We start from the raw sequence: 19078 nt of genomic DNA, 5'->3' as shown, positions 1-19078 counted from the left end.
GGTGGTGCGGACCTCAGTCGCGCGGGATCTCCCGCATCTCGAAGGTCTCGATGATGTCACCCTCGGTGAGGTCGTTGTACGACCCGAGACCGATACCGCACTCGAAGCCCTCGCGGACCTCGGTCACGTCATCCTTCTCGCGACGCAGCGACTCCACCGTGAGGTCGTCGCCGACGACCTTGCCGTCGCGCAGGACGCGCGCCTTGGAGTTCCGCCTGATCGTGCCGGACCGGATGATCGAACCGGCGATGTTGCCGAACTTCGAGGACCGGAAGACCTGGCGGATCTCGGCGCTGCCGAGCTTCGCCTCCTCGTACTCCGGCTTGAGCATGCCCTTGAGCGCGGCCTCGATCTCCTCGATCGCCTTGTAGATGACCGAGTAGAACTTGACGTCCACACCCTCGCGCTCGGCCAGGTCCTCGACACGCTCGCCGTAGCGGACGTTGAAGCCGATGATCACGGCGTTGTCGACCGTGGCCAGGTTCACGTCGTTCTGCGTGATGTCGCCGACGCCGCGGTGGATGACTCGCAGGTCCACCTCGTCGCCCACGTCGATCTTGAGCAGCGCGTCCTCCAGCGCCTCGACGGCACCGGAGACGTCACCCTTGAGGACCAGGTTGAGCGTCTCGACCTTGCCCTGCTCGAGCGCCTTGGTGAAGTCCTCGAGGCTGATGCGCTTGCGGCGCTTCGCCAGGAGGGCGGCGCGTTCGGCGGCCTCACGCTTCTCGGCGATCTGGCGGGCGGTGCGCTCGTCCGGTGCCACCAGGAAGGTGTCACCGGCGCCCGGCACGGACGCCAGACCGAGCACGAGGACCGGGCGGGCAGGCGTCGCCTGCTGGACGGCCTCGCCGTGCTCGTCGAACATCGCGCGGACCCGGCCGTGAGCCGTGCCGGCGACGATCGCGTCGCCGACGTTCAGCGTGCCGGACTGCACCAGCACCGTCGCCACGGAACCGCGGCCCTTGTCGAGGTGGGCCTCGATCGCCACACCGCGAGCGTCCTTCTCAGGGTTGGCACGCAGGTCGAGCGCCGCGTCGGCCGTGAGCAGCACGGCCTCGAGCAGGCTGTCGATGCCCTGACGCTGCAGCGCGGAGACGTCGACGAACATCGTCTCGCCGCCGTACTCCTCGGCCACCAGGTTGTACTCGGTGAGCTGCTGACGGATCTTGTCCGGGTTCGCGCCCTCCTTGTCCACCTTGTTCACCGCGACGACGATCGGCACGTCGGCCGCCTGGGCATGGTTCAACGCCTCGATCGTCTGGGGCATGACCCCGTCGTCCGCGGCCACCACGAGGATCGCGATGTCCGTGACCTTGGCGCCACGGGCACGCATGGCGGTGAACGCCTCGTGACCCGGGGTGTCGATGAACGTGACGGCGCGCTCGAAGCCCTCGTGCTCGGTGTGCACCTGGTAGGCGCCGATGTGCTGGGTGATCCCGCCGGCCTCGCCCGCGACGACGTCCGTGGAGCGGATGGCGTCCAGCAGCTTCGTCTTACCGTGGTCGACGTGACCCATGACGGTCACGACCGGCGGACGGGGCATGAGCTCGTCGTCGCCCTCGGAAGCCTCCTCGGCCTCGAGGTCGATGTCGAACGTCCCGAGCAGCTCGCGGTCCTCCTCCTCGGCGGAGACCATCTCGATCCGGTAGCCGAGCTCGGCCCCCAGCGTCGCGAACGTGTCCTCGTCGAGAGACTGCGTCGCCGTCGCCATCTCGCCGAGGTGCATCAGCACCGTGACGAGGGACGCCGGGTTCGCATCGATCTTGTCCGCGAAGTCGTTGAGCGACGCACCGTGCCGCAGGCGCACGACCGTCTGGCCGTTGCCGCGCGGGACGCTGACGCCGCCGAGCGACGGCGCCTGCATCGCCTCGAACTCCTGGCGCTTCGCCCGCTTCGACTTGCGCCCCCGGACAGGGCGCCCCCCGGCACGACCGAACGCGCCCTGGGTGCTGCCGCGGCCGGCGCCACCACGACCGCGGAACCCGCCGCCGCCACCGCCACCGGGACGGAAGCCACCGCGACCGCCGCCGGCAGGAGCACCACCGGGACCGCCGGGCCCACCAGGCCCAGCGCCCTGGCCGCCACGCCCACGACCGCCGCCGCCACCACCACGACCACCTGCTGCCGGGCGCTCACCCGGACGCGGCATGCTGGTCTTGCCGGGCATCATGCCCGGGTTCGGGCGCGGACCGCCCGGACGCGGGGCCGCGGGGCCTGCGGGACGAGGACCGCCCGGGCGGGGACCACCGGGACGCTCACCCTGGGTCTGGTTGCCCTCCCCGCGCTCCGGACGCTGCATGCCCTGCTTCGGGGCGTACGGGTTGTTGCCCGGACGCGGCGACCCGGGGCGCTGCATGCCCTGCTTCGGGGCGTAGGGGTTGTTGCCGGGGCGCGGCTGACCGCCGCGACCGCCCGAACGCTGCTGACCCGCCGGCTTGGAGCCCGGCTTCGGACCGGCAGCAGGCTTCGGCGCGGCACCCGGCTTCGGGGCGGCACCAGGCTTCGGCGCGGCACCCGGCTTCGAGGTGGTGTCGGCCGGGGCCGGCGCCTCCTGGGAGGGCGCGACGTCGGCCGGGGGTGCAGCCTCCGGCGTGGGCGCGCTGGGGGCCGGCGTCGCAGCCTCCGGTGCCGACGGCGGGGCGGCCTCGACGGTCCGAGGCTCCTCGGCCGGGGCCGGCTTCGTCGGCGCGTTCCGTGCACCCGGCTTCGGCGCGGCCGGCTTCTTCGGTGCGGCCTGGGCGCTCTTGGCGCCCTGGTCGCCGCCGCCGGCTCCCTGGAACTTGTCGCGCATGGTGCGCTCGACCGGCGCCTCGAGTGTCGAGGACGCCGAACGGACGAATTCTCCTGAAGCCTTCAGCTCGGCCATCAGGGTCTTGCTTTCCACACCGAGCTGCTTCGCCAGCTCGTGGACGCGGATCTTCGCCACATCTCTCCTGTCTCGGCCCCACCGAGACAGGCAGGACCGTCGTTAGTACCGAGTACTCATCGCTGGGGACTCATCGGGTGCCCATCGGCTTCTGACCCGCTTCCTTGTCGATGTACGCGTGGTGCGGCCGGACGATGGCGTCCGGTCGTGTCGGGGTGGTGCGCACGGCACCACCCGGGGCTCAACGGTCCTGCTCCTCGAGATATGTCCGGACGGCCGTGAGGTCGAGCGGGTCGGCCGCGCGCAGAGCGCGCGGCACGGCCCTCCGCCGCACGGCGTGGTCCAGGCAGGCGAGGTCCGGATGAATCCAGGCTCCTCGCCCCGGCAGGCTCCCACGGACGTCGACGACGACCCGGGAACCTCCCCGGGTGGCGCCGTCAGACGCCGCGAGCACCAGCCGCAAGAGGTCCGACCGCAGGTCACGGGCCCGGCACCCGACACAGGTACGCACGGGCCCTGCCACGGTGGGCGAGGGCTTGTGCGGGCGTGCCGAGTCCTGGGCGCGTGGCCCGGTCCCTCCCAGTCTAACGCGACTGCTCACGGCTCTCGACCAGCTCAGGCGTCCCCGCCCGGTGTCGCCTCCGCCGCGGACCCGGGGTCGCCCTCGTCCGAGCGGATGTCGATCCGCCACCCGGTGAGCTTCGCGGCAAGACGGGCGTTCTGCCCTTCCTTGCCGATCGCCAGCGAGAGCTGGTAGTCCGGGACGACGGCGCGGGCGGCGCGGGCATCGGGGTCCACGACCGTGACAGAGCTCACACGGGCCGGTGACAGCGCGTTGGCCACGAACCGGGCCGGGTCGTCGCTGTGGTCGATCAGGTCGATCTTCTCGCCGTGGAGCTCGGCCATCACCGCTCGCACCCGTGATCCCATCGGACCGATGCAGGCGCCCTTGGCGTTGAGCCCGGTCACCCGGGAGCGCACGGCCACCTTCGACCGGTGCCCCGCCTCACGGGCCACCGCCGTGATCTCCACCGAACCGTCGGCGACCTCCGGCACCTCCAGCTCGAAGAGCTTGCGGACGAGCCCGGGATGGGTGCGGCTCAGCACGACCTGCGCGCCCCGCATCCCCCGCGAGACCTCGACGACGTAGCCGCGCAGACGCTCACCGTGGGAGTAGTCCTCCCCCGGGACCTGCTCGTGCGGCGGCAGCACCGCCTCGGTCCCGCCCAGGTCCACGAGGACGACCCGTGGGTCGCGGCCCTGCTGGATGACACCCGCGAGGACCTCGCCCTCCTTGCCCCGGAACATGCCCAGGACCTGGTCGTCCTCCGCGTCGCGCAGCCGCTGCACGATCACCTGACGAGCCGTCGCGGTCGCGATGCGACCGAAGTTCGCCGGTGTGTGGTCGAACTCCGGCCCGAGCTCGACCAGGTCGCGGCCCTCCGGGTCCTCAGGGTCCGGCGTGCGGGTCGACTCCTGCGCGTACACCGTGACGTGACCCGACTTCCGGTCGAGCTCGACCCGGGCGTGCTGGTAGGCGTCCGGCGTGCGGTGGTAGGCCGAGAGGAGCGCCTGCTCGATGGCCTCGACCAGGACGTCCAGGCTGATCTCCTTCTCGCGCTCCAACAGCCTCAGCGTGCTCATGTCGATGTCCATCGTCAGCCCTCCTCGTCGTCGCGGGCAGCGCCCGCGTCTTCGTCCTCGAGCCGTTTCAGCTCGACCTCGACCTTGCCCTTGCGCACCCCGGCCAGCGCGACGCGCGATCCGTCGTCGAGCACCAGCACCGGGCCGTCCGCGTCGTCGACGACCTCGCGCAGGCGGCCCGTCGTCGTGCCGCCGTCGGCCAGCGTGAGGCGCACCGTCCGGGTCCGGGCGCGGCGGAAGTGCCGCGGCTCGGTCAACGGACGGGAGACCCCGGGCGTGGAGACCTCCAGCGTGTACTGGCCGTGCACCACCTCCGCGTCGTCCAGCGCCGCCGAGATCCCCCGCGAGACGTCACCGAGGCGGTCCGAGTCCAGGCTGCCGACCTCGTCGTCCGGCAGGTCGACCGTGACCCGCACCATCGACTGGTTCCCGGCGCGCACGACCCGCACGTCCTCCAGGTACAGACTGGCGGTCTCGACGACGGGCGAGACCACCGACCGGACACGGTCGTCCGAGGTACGGCTCCGCTCTGCTGGCATGGATGCCTCCCGTGGGTTCTCCCGCGCCGGGACGTCCCGCGGCCGGTGTGTCGTTGTCTGTGGTGCGTCGTCCAGCGTAACGAACGCCGCGCGGCTCGCGTGCCGAACGACCCGCGCGGACAGGTGGAGGAACGTCACACCACGACGTGGCAAGATCAGGCACGATGGAACCGCTTCCTGCTCCTGCTCCGGCGGGCCGACGCCGCCACCGGGCCGCCGTCGTCGGCATCGTCGCCGCCGTGCTCCTCGCGGGATGCGGGCTGCGGCTCGAGACACCACCCCCCGCCGAGCCGGTCCCGGACACCGTGGAGATCGTCCGACGCACCGCCGTGTCCGACGCGCTCCACGTCGCCGAGCAGGCCGAGGCCGCGATCCAGACGCTCGACGGCAGGCGCCCGAAGCTCACCGCCGAGCTGGAGCGCGTCGCCGAGCACTCCCGGGACCAGGCGACCGAGCTGGGCGGCGTCTACGACTCCGGGCTGGAGCCCGAGGAGGGCGCCGACGGGACACCGGAGGCCTCCCCCAGCGAGACGCCCGTCGTGCCGCAGGACGTCGTCGACGCGCTCGTGGACGCCTCGGGCCGCAGCCGCACCGCCGCCGGCACCACGGTGGACGGTCCCCTCGCCCGGCTGCTCGCCTCCGTCGGCGCCTCCCAGGCCGTCTCGGCGCGACGGGTCGTGACCTTCACCGACGGCGACTTCCCGGCTCCGGTGGTCCCCGTCATCCCCGAGCCCGACGCCGCCACGGACGACGACAGCGAGGGCGACGACGCCTCGGCCGACGAGGCGGCGTCCTCCTCGCTCTCCCTGCTCGCGGCACCGGCCGACGAGGACGAGGACCCCGGCCCGGAGCCTGCCGAGGACGGTGTGTCGAGCACGGTGCCCAACTCCGACGAGCCCGCCGCGGTCCCTCGGGGGCTGTCGGCCGCCGACCTGCGGACCCTCGTCGAGACAGAGGACTCGGCCGGGTACGCGTTGCGGCTGCGCGCCGCCCTGACCTCGGGCGACGCCCGCGAACGCCTGGCCGAGCGGGCCGATGCCCACACGGCCCGCGGCCAGGCGTGGTCTCTGGTCGCCGGCACGAGCCGCACGGACCAGGACCCCCGCCAGGTCGCGTACGCCGTACCGCGCGGCCTCCGCGATGCCGTGCTCGTGCGATCGGTGGAGAGCAGCCTCGCCACCACCTACGCCACCCTCGTCGGCACGACGGCACCGGGCACCAGGACGGTCCTGGTGGACCTCCTGGTGGAGTCGGCGATCACGCTCGACGACTGGGGCGCCGAGCCGGCGGCCTTCCCCGGGATGCCCGAGCAGCAGGACGACTGAACCCCGCGGCCCGCGCCGGCGGGCACAGCCCCTGGCACGCCCCTCGGCACCGCCCTCCCGACGGGCCGCAGGACCGTCAGGCGAGCAGCTCGGCGACCCGCGTGGCAGCGACGTCGACCACGTCCGCCACGGCCACCTGCTCGGCCTCGCCGGCCCGCGGGCGGACCTCGACGACGCCGTCGGCGAGACCGCGGCCCACGACCACCAGCAGCGGGACCCCGAACAGCTCGGCGTCCTTGAACTTCACGCCGGGCGACACCTTGGGGCGGTCGTCGTAGATCACCTCGACGCCGCGGTCCGCCAGGCCCTCGGCGATCTCGGCAGCCTGGTCGAAGATCTCCGCACCCTTGCCGGTCGCGACCACGTGCACGTGGGCCGGAGCGACATGCGCGGGCCAGGCCAGACCCTTGTCGTCGTGGTGGGCCTCGGCCAACGCGGCGAGCACCCGGGTCACGCCGATCCCGTAGGAACCCATCGTCACGGTGGTCTGCTTGCCGTGGGGGTCCAGCACGTTCAGCCCGAGGGACTCCGCGTACTTGCGACCGAGCTGGAAGATGTGACCGATCTCGATCCCCCGCGCCAGCTCGAGCGGGCCGGACCCGTCCGGTGCGAGGTCGCCGGCGCGCACCTCGGCCGCCTCGATCGTGCCGTCCGCGGTGAAGTCGCGCTCCGCGACGAGGTCGAAGACGTGCTGCCCCGGCGCATCGGCCCCGGTGATCCAGCGGGTCCCGGCCACCACGCGCGGGTCGAGCAGGTAGCGCACGGCCGACCGGGTGGTGCCCGTGGCCGGGTCGAGCAGCTGCTTGCCCTGGGGCCCGAGCACCCCCGGCCCGATGTAGCCCTTGACGAGCTCGGGGTGCGCGGCGAAGTCCGCGTCGGTGGCAGCCTCGGCCTCGGCGGGGGCCAGTGCGGCCTCGAGCCGCTTGACGTCGACCTCACGGTCTCCGGGCACGCCGACGACGAGCAGCTCGCGCGCACCGTCAGGCTGCGTCACGGCGAGCACCACGTTCTTCAGGGTGTCGGCGGCCGTCCAGGGCCGGTCTCCGCGCGCGTGGTGGGCGTTCGCGAAATCGACGAGCGTGGCGATGGTCGGGGTGTCCGGGGTGTCCTCGACGTGCGCCGCGGGTGCGTCGTCGTACGGCACCGCGGGAGGGACGGGCGTCGCGACGGCCTCGACGTTCGCGGCGTAGCCGTCGGCCGAGCGCACGAACGTGTCCTCACCGATCGGCGACGGCGACAGGAACTCCTCGGAGCGCGAGCCGCCCATGGCGCCGGAGGTCGCCGAGACGATCACGTACTCGAGGCCGAGCCGGTCGAAGATCCGCTGGTACGCACCCCGCTGGCGCTCGTAGGCCTGAGCGAGCCCGTCGTCGTCGATGTCGAACGAGTAGGCGTCCTTCATGACGAACTCGCGCCCACGGATGAGCCCCGCCCGCGGCCGCGCCTCGTCGCGGTACTTCGTCTGGATCTGGAACAGGGTCAGCGGCAGGTCCTTGTACGACGAGTACAGGTCCTTGACCAGGAGCGTGAACATCTCCTCGTGCGTCGGCGCCAGCAGGTAGTCGGCCTGCTTGCGGTCCTGCAGCCGGAACAGGTTGGGACCGTACTCCGACCAGCGGCCGGTCGCCTCGTACGGTTCCCGCGGCAGCAGGGCCGGGAAGTGGACCTCCTGCGCCCCGATCGCGTTCATCTCCTCGCGCACCACGGCCTCGACCTTCGCCAGGACGCGCAGCCCGAGCGGCAGCCAGGAGTAGACGCCGGGCGCGGCGCGGCGGATGTAGCCCGCCCGCACGAGCAGCCGGTGGCTGGCGACCTCGGCGTCGGCCGGGTCCTCGCGCAGGGTGCGGACGAACAGGGAGGAGAGCCTCAGCAGGTCGCCGCGGCGAGCGGCACTGCGGGCGGACACGATCGACATGCGGCCAAGCCTAGCGGCGTGCGCAGGGTGGTTCGGCGACACTGGGACCATGCCCGAGCTGCCCGAGGTCGAGGCGCTGGCGCGGTTCCTCGACGAACGGACGTCCGGCCGCACGCTGGTGGCGGCCGACGTCGCGGCGATCGCCGCGCTGAAGACCCACCACCCGCCGGTCACCGACCTCGTCGGCGCGACGGTGAGCGGTGCCGCGCGGCAGGGCAAGTGGTTGGACCTCGCCGTCGTGCCGGGCGCCGCGTCGTCGCCGGACGACGGCGGCCTGCACCTCGTCTTCCACCTGGCGCGCGGCGGGTGGCTGCGCTGGCACGAGTCCGCCCCCACGACGCCCGTGCGGCCGCGGCTGGGCGGTTCGTCCAAGGGGGCGGCGCTGGCCCTGCGGCTGCGGTTCGACGACGGGACCGGCGTCGACCTGACCGAGGCGGGGACCCGCAAGAGGCTCGCGGTCCACGTGGTCCACGACCCCCAGGACGTCGAGCAGGTACGCACGCTCGGCGTCGAGCCGCTGTCCCCGGACTTCACCCCGAAGACGCTCGGACGGCTGATGAGTGCCCGCAACCAGCAGGTCAAGGGCCTCCTGCGCGACCAGCACGCGATCGCAGGGATCGGCAACGCCTACTCGGACGAGATCCTGCACGTGGCCCGCGTGTCACCCTTCCGGCTGACGCGGACCTTCGCCGACGACGACGTCGCCGCGCTGCACGAGGCCACCGTGACGACGCTGCGGGCGGCGGTGGAGGCGTCGGCAGGCCGCCCCGCGGCCCAGCTCAAGGACGTCAAGCGCACGCAGATGCGGGTGCACGGCCGGGCCGGCGAGTCGTGCCCGGTGTGCGGCGACGTCGTGCGCGAGGTGAGCTTCGCCGACAGCTCGCTGCAGTACTGCGCGACCTGTCAGACCGGTGGCCAGGTGCTCGCCGACCGGCGCACCTCGAAGTTCCTGCGCTGAGACGGCTGCCGAGACCGGGGGCGACAGCCTCAGAACAGCACGGTGGAGAAGGTGCCGACAGGCTCGAACCCGACCCGGCGGTAGGCAGCGAGCGCCGGGGCGTTGTAGGAGTTGACGTATAGCGACACCGTCGGGGCGACGTCGCGCCTCGTCAGGGCGACGACGGCGGCCATGCCGGCCACGGAGAGCCCCTCCCCCCGCCGCCGCGGGTCGACCCAGACCCCCTGCACCTGGGCGACCTCCCCGGCGACCGCCCCGAGCTCCGCCTTGAACAGGACGGCCGGGCCCTCGACGTCCGGGTCGGCACCCACCCGCACGTAGGACCGTCCGTCGGCGATGAGCGAACGCACCCGTGCCGCATAGGCGCCACCCCCACCGACGACCGGCGAGTAGCCGACCTCCTCGGTGAACATGCGCACGCAGGCAGGCAGGACGAGGTCGAACTCCGAGGTGCGGGAACGGCGCACACCAGGATCGGGCTCGACGTCGGGATCGCGGTCGATCACCAGCGAAGGCTGGTCGGTCCGCACCTCGCGAGGCGCCGGCCAGACCCGCGACAGAAGCTCCCACAGGTGCTGCACCACGCCCTTCTCGCCCACGATCGAGCTGGACCGGCGCCCGCGGACGCGCGCAGCGGCGGCGAAGGCGGCCACGGCCTCGTCGACCGTCTCGCGGCCGAGGGAGGCCGGGACCACCGGGACGAGGTTCGCGCCCGCCCAGCACACCGCCACCAACGGGCCCGACTCAGGGTATCCCCACAGCTCGCCGCCCGCGGCCGCGAGCCCCGAGCGGTCGGCGACGTCGATGCGTGCCGCGGCGAGCACGGAGGAGACGGGGTCAGCCGCGCAGACGCGCCGCGCGGCGGCCAGGTCGGCCGGTCCCAGGACGCGGGCGGCGGGGCCTCGGCGGAAGCCGTCGGGCAGCGCCGCGCGCTGGTCACGCAACGCCGGTCGCCAGCCCATCGCTCCGCCTCCCAGGTCTGTGTCAGGACACCGAGACGACCGGGGCGCCGGCCTGCGTGTCGTTCTCGGGCGCCGGCATCGTCTCGGCGATGCGCAGGGCCTCCTCGATCAGCGTCTCGACGATCATCGCCTCGGGTACGGTCTTGATGACCTCGCCCTTGACGAAGATCTGACCCTTGCCGTTGCCGGACGCCACACCGAGATCGGCCTCGCGCGCCTCGCCCGGGCCGTTGACGACGCAGCCCATGACGGCGACCCGCAGCGGGACCTCCATGCCCTCAAGGCCCGCGGTGACCTTCTCCGCCAGCGTGTACACGTCGACCTGGGCGCGCCCGCAGGAGGGGCACGAGACGATCTCGAGCTTGCGCGGGCGCAGGTTCAGCGCCTGCAGGATCTGGGTACCGACCTTGACCTCCTCCACCGGAGGCGCGGAGAGCGAGACCCGGATGGTGTCGCCGATCCCCTGGCTCAGCAACGCACCGAACGCCGTGGCGGACTTGATGGTGCCCTGGAAGGCCGGCCCCGCCTCGGTCACCCCGAGGTGCAGCGGCCAGTCGCCGCGCTGCGAGAGCAGCTCGTAGGCGCGCACCATGACGACGGGGTCGTTGTGCTTGACGGAGATCTTGAAGTCGTGGAAGTCGTGCTCCTCGAAGAGGCTCGCCTCCCAGACGGCCGACTCGACGAGCGCCTCCGGGGTCGGCTTGCCGTACTTGGCGAGCAGCCGCTTGTCGAGCGAGCCCGCGTTGACGCCGATGCGCAGCGAGGTGCCGTGGTCCTTGGCGACCTGGGCGATCTCCTTGACCTGGTCGTCGAACTTCTTGATGTTGCCGGGGTTGACGCGCACCGCCGCGCAGCCCGCCTCGATCGCCGCGAACACGTACTTCGGCTGGAAGTGGATGTCCGCGATCACCGGGATCTGAGACTTCTTGGCGATGATCGGCAACGCGTCGGCGTCGTCCTGCGTCGGGCACGCCACGCGGACGATGTCGCAGCCCGCGGCCGTGAGCTCGGCGATCTGCTGGAGGGTGCCGTTGATGTCGGTCGTCTTGGTCGTGGTCATCGACTGGACGCTGACCGGCGCGTCACCGCCGACCTCGACCTTGCCCACCTTGATCTTCCGGGTCTTGCGGCGCGGGGCGAGCACGGGGGCGGGAGCGGCAGGGATGCCGAGGTTCACTGCAGTCACGTGCCCAGTATCGCGCGTCCGGCGGTGTGGTACGCACGCGGGAGGCGCACCTCACCCCGTCAGGGCCGAGCGCTCACACGAACTTCACAGGAGCCTGACGGGATCCACGAGGTCGGCGACGATCAGGACCGCGCCAACTCCGATGAGCACCACGAAGACGACGTAGGCCACCGGCATCATCTTCGCCACGTCGGCAGGACCGGGCAGCACGCGGCCGCGGACGCGCGCGGCGGTGCGCCGGGCCCCCTCGTACAGGGCGTTGACGACGTGGCCGCCGTCCAGCGGCAGCAGCGGGATCATGTTGAACATGAACAGCGCGATGTTGAGAGCCGCCAGCAGCATGAGCATGAGCTGCACGCGGGCCAGCACCGTGTAGTCCTCGGCGCCCGCGTAGTCGACCGCGACGCGCCCGACCCCGACGACGGACATCACCGAATCCTGGGACCGCGGCTCGTCGGTGAACGCCTGGTAGGCCGCGTCGTAGATGCGCACCGGCAGGGTCGCGATCGCGTGCGCGGTGCCGGACACCTGCATCCACACCGCCTCGGGCACCGTCGAGACCGGGAGCGGCTGCCGCTCCACGCTGGAGGACACGCCCAGGAGCGCGCCGTCGACCATGACGGGCTCGCCGTCGTCGTCCGTCACGGCGTAGCCCTCGTCGTCCGTCAGGGGGCGCTCGGCGGGCGTCGGGGTGACCGTCAGCGTGACCTGCTCGCCGTCGCGCAGCACCGTGAGCGGGACCTCCTGGCCGGCCCGGTCGTTGACCATGCCGACCAGCTGCGACCAGTCCTCGATCGGCGCACCGTCGAACGCCACGACCTCGTCGCCGACCTGCACACCGGCGCTCGCCGCCGCCGAGTCGTCGCCGACGTCCGCGACCGTCGTCGTCGCGGCCGGCATCCCGATACCGAGGAACACGACGGCCAGCAGCACGACGGCGATGACGAGGTTCATCACCGGCCCGCCGAGCATCACCACCAGCTTCTTGGGCATCGAGAGGTGGTAGAACGCCCGGTGCTCCTCGCCGGGCCGGATCTCGCTGACGCTGGAGTCCCGGGCGTCGGCGATCACCTGGCCGAAGAACCCTCCTCGGTTCCGCGCACCCGGACGCGCCGGCGGCATCATCCCGACCAGGCGCACGTAGCCGCCGAGCGGGATCGCCTTGAGCCCGTACTCGGTCTCGCCCTTCGTGCGCGACCACAGCGTAGGGCCGAAGCCGACCATGTACTCGCTGACGCGCACCCCGAACTTCTTGGCGGGCACCATGTGCCCCACCTCGTGCAGCGCGATCGAGACGAGGATGCCGAGCACGATGACGACGATGCCGACGACGACGGGAAGGAAGTCCACGAACGTCAGGGTAGGCGACGTTCCTGAGTGACGGTGCCGGCCCGTCGGCCCGGCTGGTCAGCGCGCTCGTCAGCGCAGGGCGAGGAGCTCGTCCGCACGGGCACGGGCCCAGCGCTCGACGTCCTCGACGACGTCGAGCGTCACGTCGGCCGGGGCGACGCCGTCGTGCTCACCCAGCACGCGCTCGACCGTGTCGACGATGTCGCAGAAGCCGACGCGCCCACCCAGGAACGCCGCCACGGCCTGCTCGTTCGCCGCGTTGTAGACCGCCGGGTGGGTGCCCGACGCCGCGGCGGCGGCACGCGCGAGCCCGACGGCCGGGAAGGTGGCGTCGTCCAGCGGCTCGAACGTCCAGTTCGCGGCCTGCGACCAGTCGCACGGCGGCGACACGACGTCGAGCCGCTCCGGCCAGGACAGGCCCAGCGCGATGGGCAGGCGCATGTCGGGCGGCGACGCCTGCGCGATGGTGGACCCGTCGTGGAACTCGACCATGGAGTGCACCACCGACTGCGGGTGCACGACGACGGTGATGTCGTCGGTGGGGACGTCGAAGAGCAGGTGCGCCTCGATGAGCTCGAGGCCCTTGTTCATCAGGCTCGCCGAGTTCACCGTGACGACCGGGCCCATCGCCCAGGTCGGGTGGGCGAGCGCCTGCTCGGCCGTGACCGCCTCGAGCTCGTCGCGGCTGCGACCACGGAACGGCCCCCCCGAGGCGGTGAGGATCAGGCGGCGCACCTCGCTGTCGACGGGCGAGTGGACGCCACCCCGCAGCGCCTGTGCGATGGCGGAGTGCTCCGAGTCCACGGGCACGATCTGACCCGGGGCGGCGAGGGCCTTGACCAGCGAGCCGCCGACGACGAGCGACTCCTTGTTCGCCAGCGCCAGGGTCGAGCCGGCTTCCAGCGCCGCCAGCGTCGGCCGCAGACCGACCGACCCCGTGATGCCGTTCAGGACCACGTCAGCACCCCGGCCCGCCACCTGCGTGGCGGCATCCGGCCCTGCCAGCACCTCGACGGCGTCCGCGCGGCCGAGGCGGGCCGCCAGGGCGCTGCGCAGGTCCTCCGCACGCGAGGCATCGGCGACGGCGACGGTCCGCACACCCAGGGCGGCGGCCTGCTCCGCGAGCAGTCCGACGTCGGAGCCCCCGGCGCTGATCGCCTCGACCACGAAGCGGCCGGGGTGAGCGGTGACGACGTCGATCGCCTGGGTGCCGATGGATCCGGTGGACCCGAGGAGCGTGACGGTGCGCGAGGAAGTCATGGGCGTCATCCTCGCAGTCACTCGACGCCGAGCAGCACCTCGATGGCTCGCGCGAGGAACTTGTCCACGGGCGCCTCGGCATAGGCGTCGGCGCCCTTCGCCCGGCCGAACGTGGCCGACCGCACCTCAGCCGCGGTCAGCGGCTCCTGGCGGTCGAAGTAGCCCACCAGGCGATCGCACAGCGCGTCGACGTCGTCCACGTCGTACCCCTGCTTGCCGCGCTCCGCCGGTGCGAACTTGGCACCGTCCGGGCGGCCCAGGCGGCCGTACAGCGTGCGGGCGCGCTCGGCGAGCGCGCCCATCCACGCCTCCTGGCCGTGCTGGTTGACGAAGTCGGCCCGCTGCCGGGCGATGAATGCGCCCTCCAGCCGGTCGAGCGCGGCGTCGACCTCGTGCGTGTTGTACCCACCGCGGACCAGCTCGAACGTCGACGTCGCGATGTCGGCGTTCGTCATCGGCTCCGGCGTCCGCCCCTCGTACGCCTGACGGGCGTGGTCGAAGAACTCGTCGACCTCGTCCGGGTCGTACCCGGAACGCATCTTCGAGACGGTGGAAAAGAGCGTGCTGCTCACTCGTCGTCCTCCTCGGCGGCCAGCTGTCCGCAGGCGCCATCGATGTCGCTCCCGCGGGTGTCACGGATCGTGGTAGGGATGCCGTGCCCGCGCAATCGTGCCACGAACTCGTCCTCGACGGAACGCTCGCTCGCAGTCCAGATGGAGCCGGGCGTCGGGTTGAGCGGGATCGGGTTGACGTGCACCCAGCCCCGGCCGCGGGCGTTGAGCTTCTCGCCGAGCAGGTCGGCGCGCCAGCCGTGGTCGTTCATGTCCTTGATCAGCGCGTACTCGATCGACACGCGCCGCCCGGTCACCTCGAAGTACCGACGGGCGGTGTCCAGCGTCTCGTCGACGCTCCAGCGCGTGTTGATCGGCACCAGCTCCGAGCGCAGGTCGTCGTCCGGCGCGTGCAGGCTCAGGGCCAGGGTCACGGGGATGCCCTCGTCGGTGAGCCTGCGCATCGCGGGCACCAGGCCGACCGTCGAGACGGTGATGTTGCGGGCGGACATGCCCAGCCCCTGCGGCGCCGGCGCCACGAGCGCCCGGACCGTCTCGACGACCGCCTTGTAGTTGGCCAGCGGCTCACCCATGCCCATGAACACGAGGTTGTTCAACCGCGCGGGGCCACCCGGGATCTCCCCGCGGTCCAGCGACCGGAAGGCCGCCCGCACCTGCTCCAGGATCTCCGCGGTGGACAGGTTGCGGGTCAGCCCGAGCTGACCCGTGGCGCAGAACGGGCAGGCCATGCCGCACCCCGCCTGGGAGGACACGCACAGGGTGGTCCGGTTCGGGTAGCGCATCAGCACTGACTCGACCTTGGCCTCGTCGAAGAGGTGCCAGAGCGTCTTGACGGTGGTGCCGCCGTCGGCCTCCATGCGCCGCGTCGGGCGGATCAGCGGCGGGAACATCGTCGTGGCGAGGTTCTCGCGGGTGGCCTTCGGCAGGTCCGTCATCTCGGCAGGGTCCGAGGTGAAGTGGGTGAAGTAGTGCGCCGCGAGCTGCTTGGCGCGGAACGGCTTCTCCCCCATCTCCACGACGGACGCGACCCGCTCGTCGGGCGTGAGGTCCGCGAAGTGCTTCGGCGGCTTGCCGCGGCGCCTCGGCGCCATCTGCAGCGGGATGGGCTTCGTCTCATCCGAAGGCCTGACAGCGGGGACGCCGAGCTCGGTCGCGGTGCGGACGGGGGGTGTGGCCATGACAGTTCCTTCGGGGCTCAGACGGTCGCCTGCAGGACGAGATAGACGAACGGTGCGGTGACCACGAGCGAGTCGAGTCGGTCCAGCACGCCCCCGTGGCCCGGGAGCAGCGAACCCATGTCCTTCAAGTCTAGGTCGCGCTTGATGAGCGACTCGGCCAGGTCCCCGGCCGTCGCCGTGACCGCGGTGAGCACCCCGAGACCGACACCGACCCACCAGGGCGCGTCCAGCACGAGCAACGATCCGGCGACGCCGACCGCCACAGCCAGCGCGACCGAGCCGCCCAGTCCCTCCCAGCTCTTCTTGGGGCTGACCGACGGCGCGAGCGGGTGACGCCCGAGGAAGACGCCCGCGGCGTAGCCGCCCACGTCGTTCGCCACCGCCAGGAGGACGAAGAGCACCACGCGCAGCTCGCCGTCGGGCCCGTCCAGGATCAGCAGGACGAAGCCGGCGAGGAACGGCAGGTACGTCGCGGCGAAGACGCCCGCTGCGGCGTCCCGCAGGGCCCGGGGGCCCGACCCGTCCAGCACCCGCCAGACCACCACGGCGCCGACGGTCAGCACGAACGCCACCAGCAGTGCTTCCGAGCCGGCCGCGTAAGCCGACACGGACATCCCCGCGCCCCCGACCAGCAGCGGCGTCAACGGGATCGCGATGTCGCGCCGGGCGAACGCGGTGCGCAGCTCCCAGAGCGCTGCGCTCTGCGCCACGACCACGAGAGCGACGAACGGCTCCGGCCGGAACCAGAGCGAGGCGCCCAGCGCCACGAGCAGGCCGACACCGACCGCGACGGCTGCCGGAAGGTTGCGCCCGGCGCGGGACGGGCCGCGCTGCGCCTCGACAGGTGACATCAGACCTCGAGCAGCTCGCTCTCCTTGCCGGCGAGGAGCTGGTCCACGAGATCGACGTGCTTCTTGGTGAGCGACTCGAGCTCCTTCTCCGCGCGCGAGCCCTCGTCCTCCCCGACGTCACCGTCCTTGACCAGGCGGTCGATCTGCTCCTTGGCCTTGCGACGCACGCCACGCACCGAGATGCGGGCGTCCTCCGCCTTCGTCTTGGCCAGCTTCACGTAGTCGCGCCGGCGCTCCTCCGTCAGCGTCGGCATGACGATACGGATCGCGTTGCCGTCGTTGGACGGGTTCACACCGAGGTCCGACTCGCGCAGCGACTTCTCGATCGCCGCCATCGAACCCTTGTCGAACGGCGTGATCAGCACCGTGCGCGCGTCCGGGATGTTGAAGGAGGCGAGCTGCTGCAGCGGCGTGGGGGCCCCGTAGTAGTCCACCTCGAGCGAGGCGAACATGCCGGCGTTCGCGCGGCCTGTCCGGATGCCCGCGAACTGTTCCTTGGCGAACTCGATCGCCGTGTCCATCTTCTCCTCGGCCTCGAGGAGGGTGTCGTCGATCACCCGGTGCTCCTTGTTCGTGAGGTGTGGCTTCGTCAGGACGGCTCAGCGGGTCGTGACCGAGGTCCCGATCTGGTCGCCGAGCAGTGCACGGGTCACGTTACCGGTCTCCTCGAGCCCGAAGACGCGCATGTGCACGTCGTTGTCGCGGCACAGGGACAGCGCGGTGGCGTCCATCACGTTCAGACCCCGCACCAGCGCATCGGTGTAGGTGATGTGATCGATCTTCTCGGCGGCCGGATCGGTGCGCGGATCCGCGGTGTACACCCCGTCCACCCCGTTCTTGCCCATGAGCACCTCGTCGCAGTGCGTCTCCAGGGCACGCTGCACGGAGACGGTGTCCGTCGAGAAGTACGGCATGCCTGCGCCCGCACCGAAGATGACCACACGACCCTTCTCGAGGTGCCGGATGGCGCGCAGCGGGATGTACGGCTCGGCGACCTGGCCCATGGTGATGGCGGTCTGCACGCGCGTCTTGACGCCGTCCTGCTCGAGGAAGTCCTGCAGGGCCAGGCAGTTCATGACCGTGCCCAGCATGCCCATGTAGTCGGCGCGGGCACGGTCCAGACCGGCGCGCGACAGCTCGGCACCACGGAAGAAGTTGCCGCCACCGACGACGATGGCGACCTGGACGCCCTGACGGACCGCGTCACCGATCTCCTGGGCGACACGGCGCACGACGTCTGTCTCGAGCCCGACCTTCCCGCCACCGAACGTCTCTCCGGACAACTTCAGCAGCACACGGCGGGTTCCCGAGTCCTTGAACGGGACGTCCGTCGCGGCGAGCTGGTCCTGGTCGATCTGGGTCATGCCACCGTCCGTCTCTGTGCTGCCCGGGCGGCAGTCGGCCCGGGTCGGTCTTCCTCGCGCATCCTGGCACCGGATGCGCCCGCCCGCTCCCCGACGTTCCACCGCCGGGCGCGAGCGAGCATGCGACGGCCCGGCCGTACCACGAGAGTACGGCCGGGCCGGGGCGCGTCAGTTGCCGACGCGGAAGCGGACGAAGCCGAGCAGCTCGCCACCGGTGGCGGCGACATGCTTGGCGACCGTCGTCTTGGGGTCCTTCGCGAGCGGCTGGTCGAGCAGGACGACCTCCTTGAAGAAGCCGTTCAGACGACCCTCGACGATCTTGGGCAGAGCCGCCTCGGGCTTGCCCTCGTTCTTCGAGGTCTCCAGCGCGATCTCGCGCTCCTTCGCGACCGTCTCGGCCGGGACGTCGTCACGCGTGAGGTACGTCGGCGCGATGGCGGCGACGTGCTGGGCGACGTCCTTCGCCACCGGCTCGGCGGCGGCGTCGGTGACCACCAGGACGCCGATCGACGGCGGCAGGTCCTTGGCGGTCTTGTGCAGGTACGCCGTCACCTTCGGGCCCTCGACGCGGGCGACCCGGCGCAGGACGATCTTCTCGCCCAGCGTCGCGGCCTGGCCGTCGATGAGCGTCTGGACGGTGTCGTCGCCGGCGGCCGCCGCGAGAGCGGTCTCGAGGTCAGCGGCGCCGGACGCGGCGACCGCCTCGAGCACGGACTCGGCGAGCGAGACGAACGTCTCGTTCTTCGCGACGAAGTCGGTCTCGGAGTTGAGCTCGATCATGGTCGCGGCCTGGCCACCGTCGACGTCAGCGATCTTGACGGCCACGAGACCCTCGGACGTGGTGCGGTCCTCGCGCTTCGCGACGCCCTTGAGTCCCTTGACGCGGATGATCTCCAGCGCCTTCTCGGCGTTGCCGTCGGCCTCGTCGAGCGCCTTCTTGACGTCGAGCATGCCGGCGCCGGTGCGCTCGCGCAGGGCCTTGATGTCAGCGGCGGTGTAGTTCGCCATGGGGGATGTCCTCCGTGCTGGTCGGTCGGTGTGCGGTGAGCGGGCGGGGCGGGGGGGGGGCGCCCCGCCCCCCCCCCCCCCCACCCGCCAATCGGCGGCC

17 protein-coding genes are annotated in these 19078 nt (G+C 72.0%); 2 read left to right on the top strand and 15 right to left on the bottom strand.

Annotated features, from left to right (window positions below):
* Positions 1-13 precede the first annotated feature (13 nt).
* The 4 genes from infB to rimP form a co-directional block, all read right to left on the bottom strand.
* Positions 14-2926: a translation initiation factor IF-2 gene (gene infB, locus PZC42_RS16750; protein WP_277212742.1), complete on the bottom strand. Its 2913-nt coding sequence runs from the start codon at positions 2924-2926 to the stop codon at positions 14-16.
* Positions 2927-3107: 181 nt separating this feature from the next.
* Positions 3108-3377, bottom strand: a complete 270-nt coding sequence (locus PZC42_RS16745) for a YlxR family protein (RefSeq protein WP_277212741.1) — start codon at positions 3375-3377, stop codon at positions 3108-3110.
* A gap of 104 nt (positions 3378-3481) precedes the next feature.
* Entirely contained in the window at positions 3482-4522 is a 1041-nt protein-coding gene (gene nusA / locus PZC42_RS16740) for a transcription termination factor NusA (protein WP_277212740.1), read from the bottom strand.
* Positions 4523-4524: 2 nt separating this feature from the next.
* On the bottom strand, positions 4525-5049 hold the full coding sequence (rimP, locus tag PZC42_RS16735; RefSeq protein ID WP_277212739.1) for a ribosome maturation factor RimP: 525 nt from the start codon (positions 5047-5049) through the stop codon (positions 4525-4527).
* Between the two features lie 164 nt (positions 5050-5213).
* On the opposite strand from rimP, the gene PZC42_RS16730 reads away from it, so the two are divergent.
* On the top strand, positions 5214-6374 hold the full coding sequence (locus tag PZC42_RS16730; protein ID WP_277212738.1) for a DUF4439 domain-containing protein: 1161 nt from the start codon (positions 5214-5216) through the stop codon (positions 6372-6374).
* 76 nt (positions 6375-6450) lie between these two features.
* On the opposite strand, the gene PZC42_RS16725 is transcribed toward PZC42_RS16730, so the two are convergent.
* Positions 6451-8289, bottom strand: coding sequence for a proline--tRNA ligase (locus tag PZC42_RS16725; RefSeq protein ID WP_277212737.1), 1839 nt, complete (start codon positions 8287-8289; stop codon positions 6451-6453).
* A gap of 49 nt (positions 8290-8338) precedes the next feature.
* Between PZC42_RS16725 and PZC42_RS16720 the strand changes: the two genes are divergently transcribed.
* Positions 8339-9247 carry an Fpg/Nei family DNA glycosylase gene (locus PZC42_RS16720; RefSeq protein ID WP_277212736.1) on the top strand — a complete coding sequence of 303 codons (909 nt, stop codon included), beginning with the start codon at positions 8339-8341 and terminating at the stop codon, positions 9245-9247.
* Positions 9248-9276: 29 nt separating this feature from the next.
* Here the strand turns inward: PZC42_RS16720 and PZC42_RS16715 are convergent, their stop codons facing one another.
* The 10 genes from PZC42_RS16715 to tsf all read right to left on the bottom strand — a co-directional run bounded on the left by PZC42_RS16715 (position 9277) and on the right by tsf (position 18978).
* Complete coding sequence (locus tag PZC42_RS16715) at positions 9277-10209, bottom strand: GNAT family N-acetyltransferase (RefSeq protein WP_277212735.1); 933 nt, start codon at positions 10207-10209, stop codon at positions 9277-9279.
* 22 nt (positions 10210-10231) lie between these two features.
* A complete protein-coding gene (gene ispG / locus PZC42_RS16710) occupies positions 10232-11395 on the bottom strand; it encodes a flavodoxin-dependent (E)-4-hydroxy-3-methylbut-2-enyl-diphosphate synthase (RefSeq protein ID WP_277212734.1) in 1164 nt (387 codons plus the stop codon).
* An 84-nt stretch (positions 11396-11479) separates the two neighbouring features.
* On the bottom strand, positions 11480-12745 hold the full coding sequence (locus tag PZC42_RS16705; RefSeq protein ID WP_277212733.1) for a M50 family metallopeptidase: 1266 nt from the start codon (positions 12743-12745) through the stop codon (positions 11480-11482).
* 69 nt (positions 12746-12814) lie between these two features.
* Positions 12815-14005, bottom strand: a complete 1191-nt coding sequence (dxr, locus tag PZC42_RS16700; RefSeq protein ID WP_277212732.1) for a 1-deoxy-D-xylulose-5-phosphate reductoisomerase — start codon at positions 14003-14005, stop codon at positions 12815-12817.
* Positions 14006-14022: 17 nt separating this feature from the next.
* Positions 14023-14577 carry a DivIVA domain-containing protein gene (locus PZC42_RS16695; protein WP_277212731.1) on the bottom strand — a complete coding sequence of 185 codons (555 nt, stop codon included), beginning with the start codon at positions 14575-14577 and terminating at the stop codon, positions 14023-14025.
* Positions 14574-15755 carry a dual-specificity RNA methyltransferase RlmN gene (gene rlmN, locus PZC42_RS16690; protein WP_438802961.1) on the bottom strand — a complete coding sequence of 394 codons (1182 nt, stop codon included), beginning with the start codon at positions 15753-15755 and terminating at the stop codon, positions 14574-14576. Before rlmN ends, PZC42_RS16695 begins: the two co-directional genes overlap by 4 nt.
* Positions 15756-15772: 17 nt before the next feature.
* A complete protein-coding gene (locus PZC42_RS16685) occupies positions 15773-16606 on the bottom strand; it encodes a phosphatidate cytidylyltransferase (protein ID WP_277212730.1) in 834 nt (277 codons plus the stop codon).
* A complete protein-coding gene (frr, locus tag PZC42_RS16680; protein WP_277212729.1) occupies positions 16606-17163 on the bottom strand; it encodes a ribosome recycling factor in 558 nt (185 codons plus the stop codon). Before frr ends, PZC42_RS16685 begins: the two co-directional genes overlap by 1 nt.
* Before the next feature lie 42 nt (positions 17164-17205).
* A complete protein-coding gene (gene pyrH, locus PZC42_RS16675) occupies positions 17206-17970 on the bottom strand; it encodes a UMP kinase (protein WP_277212728.1) in 765 nt (254 codons plus the stop codon).
* Between the two features lie 168 nt (positions 17971-18138).
* Positions 18139-18978 (bottom strand): translation elongation factor Ts, encoded by an 840-nt coding sequence (gene tsf, locus PZC42_RS16670; RefSeq protein WP_277212727.1) that lies wholly within the window; start codon positions 18976-18978, stop codon positions 18139-18141.
* Between the last annotated feature and the right edge of the window lie 100 nt (positions 18979-19078).

This window comes from Isoptericola croceus (assembly GCF_029382255.1).
GTDB lineage: Bacteria > Actinomycetota > Actinomycetes > Actinomycetales > Cellulomonadaceae > Isoptericola > Isoptericola croceus.
Note: the sequence above shows the minus strand (reverse complement) of the source record. Positions and strands in the feature narration are given on the sequence as shown.

Bases quoted from the DNA above. Each gene is read 5' to 3' on its own strand.
- PZC42_RS16720 (WP_277212736.1), top strand. From the start codon at position 8,339: ATGCCCGAGCTGCCCGAGGTCGAGGCGCTGGCGCGGTTCCTCGACGAA.
- nusA (WP_277212740.1), bottom strand. From the start codon at position 4,522: ATGGACATCGACATGAGCACGCTGAGGCTGTTGGAGCGCGAGAAGGAG.
- rlmN (WP_438802961.1), bottom strand. From the start codon at position 15,755: ATGGCCACACCCCCCGTCCGCACCGCGACCGAGCTCGGCGTCCCCGCT.
- PZC42_RS16725 (WP_277212737.1), bottom strand. From the start codon at position 8,289: ATGTCGATCGTGTCCGCCCGCAGTGCCGCTCGCCGCGGCGACCTGCTG.
- PZC42_RS16730 (WP_277212738.1), top strand. From the start codon at position 5,214: ATGGAACCGCTTCCTGCTCCTGCTCCGGCGGGCCGACGCCGCCACCGG.
- rimP (WP_277212739.1), bottom strand. From the start codon at position 5,049: ATGCCAGCAGAGCGGAGCCGTACCTCGGACGACCGTGTCCGGTCGGTG.
- dxr (WP_277212732.1), bottom strand. From the start codon at position 14,005: ATGACTTCCTCGCGCACCGTCACGCTCCTCGGGTCCACCGGATCCATC.
- pyrH (WP_277212728.1), bottom strand. From the start codon at position 17,970: ATGACCCAGATCGACCAGGACCAGCTCGCCGCGACGGACGTCCCGTTC.
- tsf (WP_277212727.1), bottom strand. From the start codon at position 18,978: ATGGCGAACTACACCGCCGCTGACATCAAGGCCCTGCGCGAGCGCACC.
- PZC42_RS16685 (WP_277212730.1), bottom strand. From the start codon at position 16,606: ATGTCACCTGTCGAGGCGCAGCGCGGCCCGTCCCGCGCCGGGCGCAAC.
- PZC42_RS16715 (WP_277212735.1), bottom strand. From the start codon at position 10,209: ATGGGCTGGCGACCGGCGTTGCGTGACCAGCGCGCGGCGCTGCCCGAC.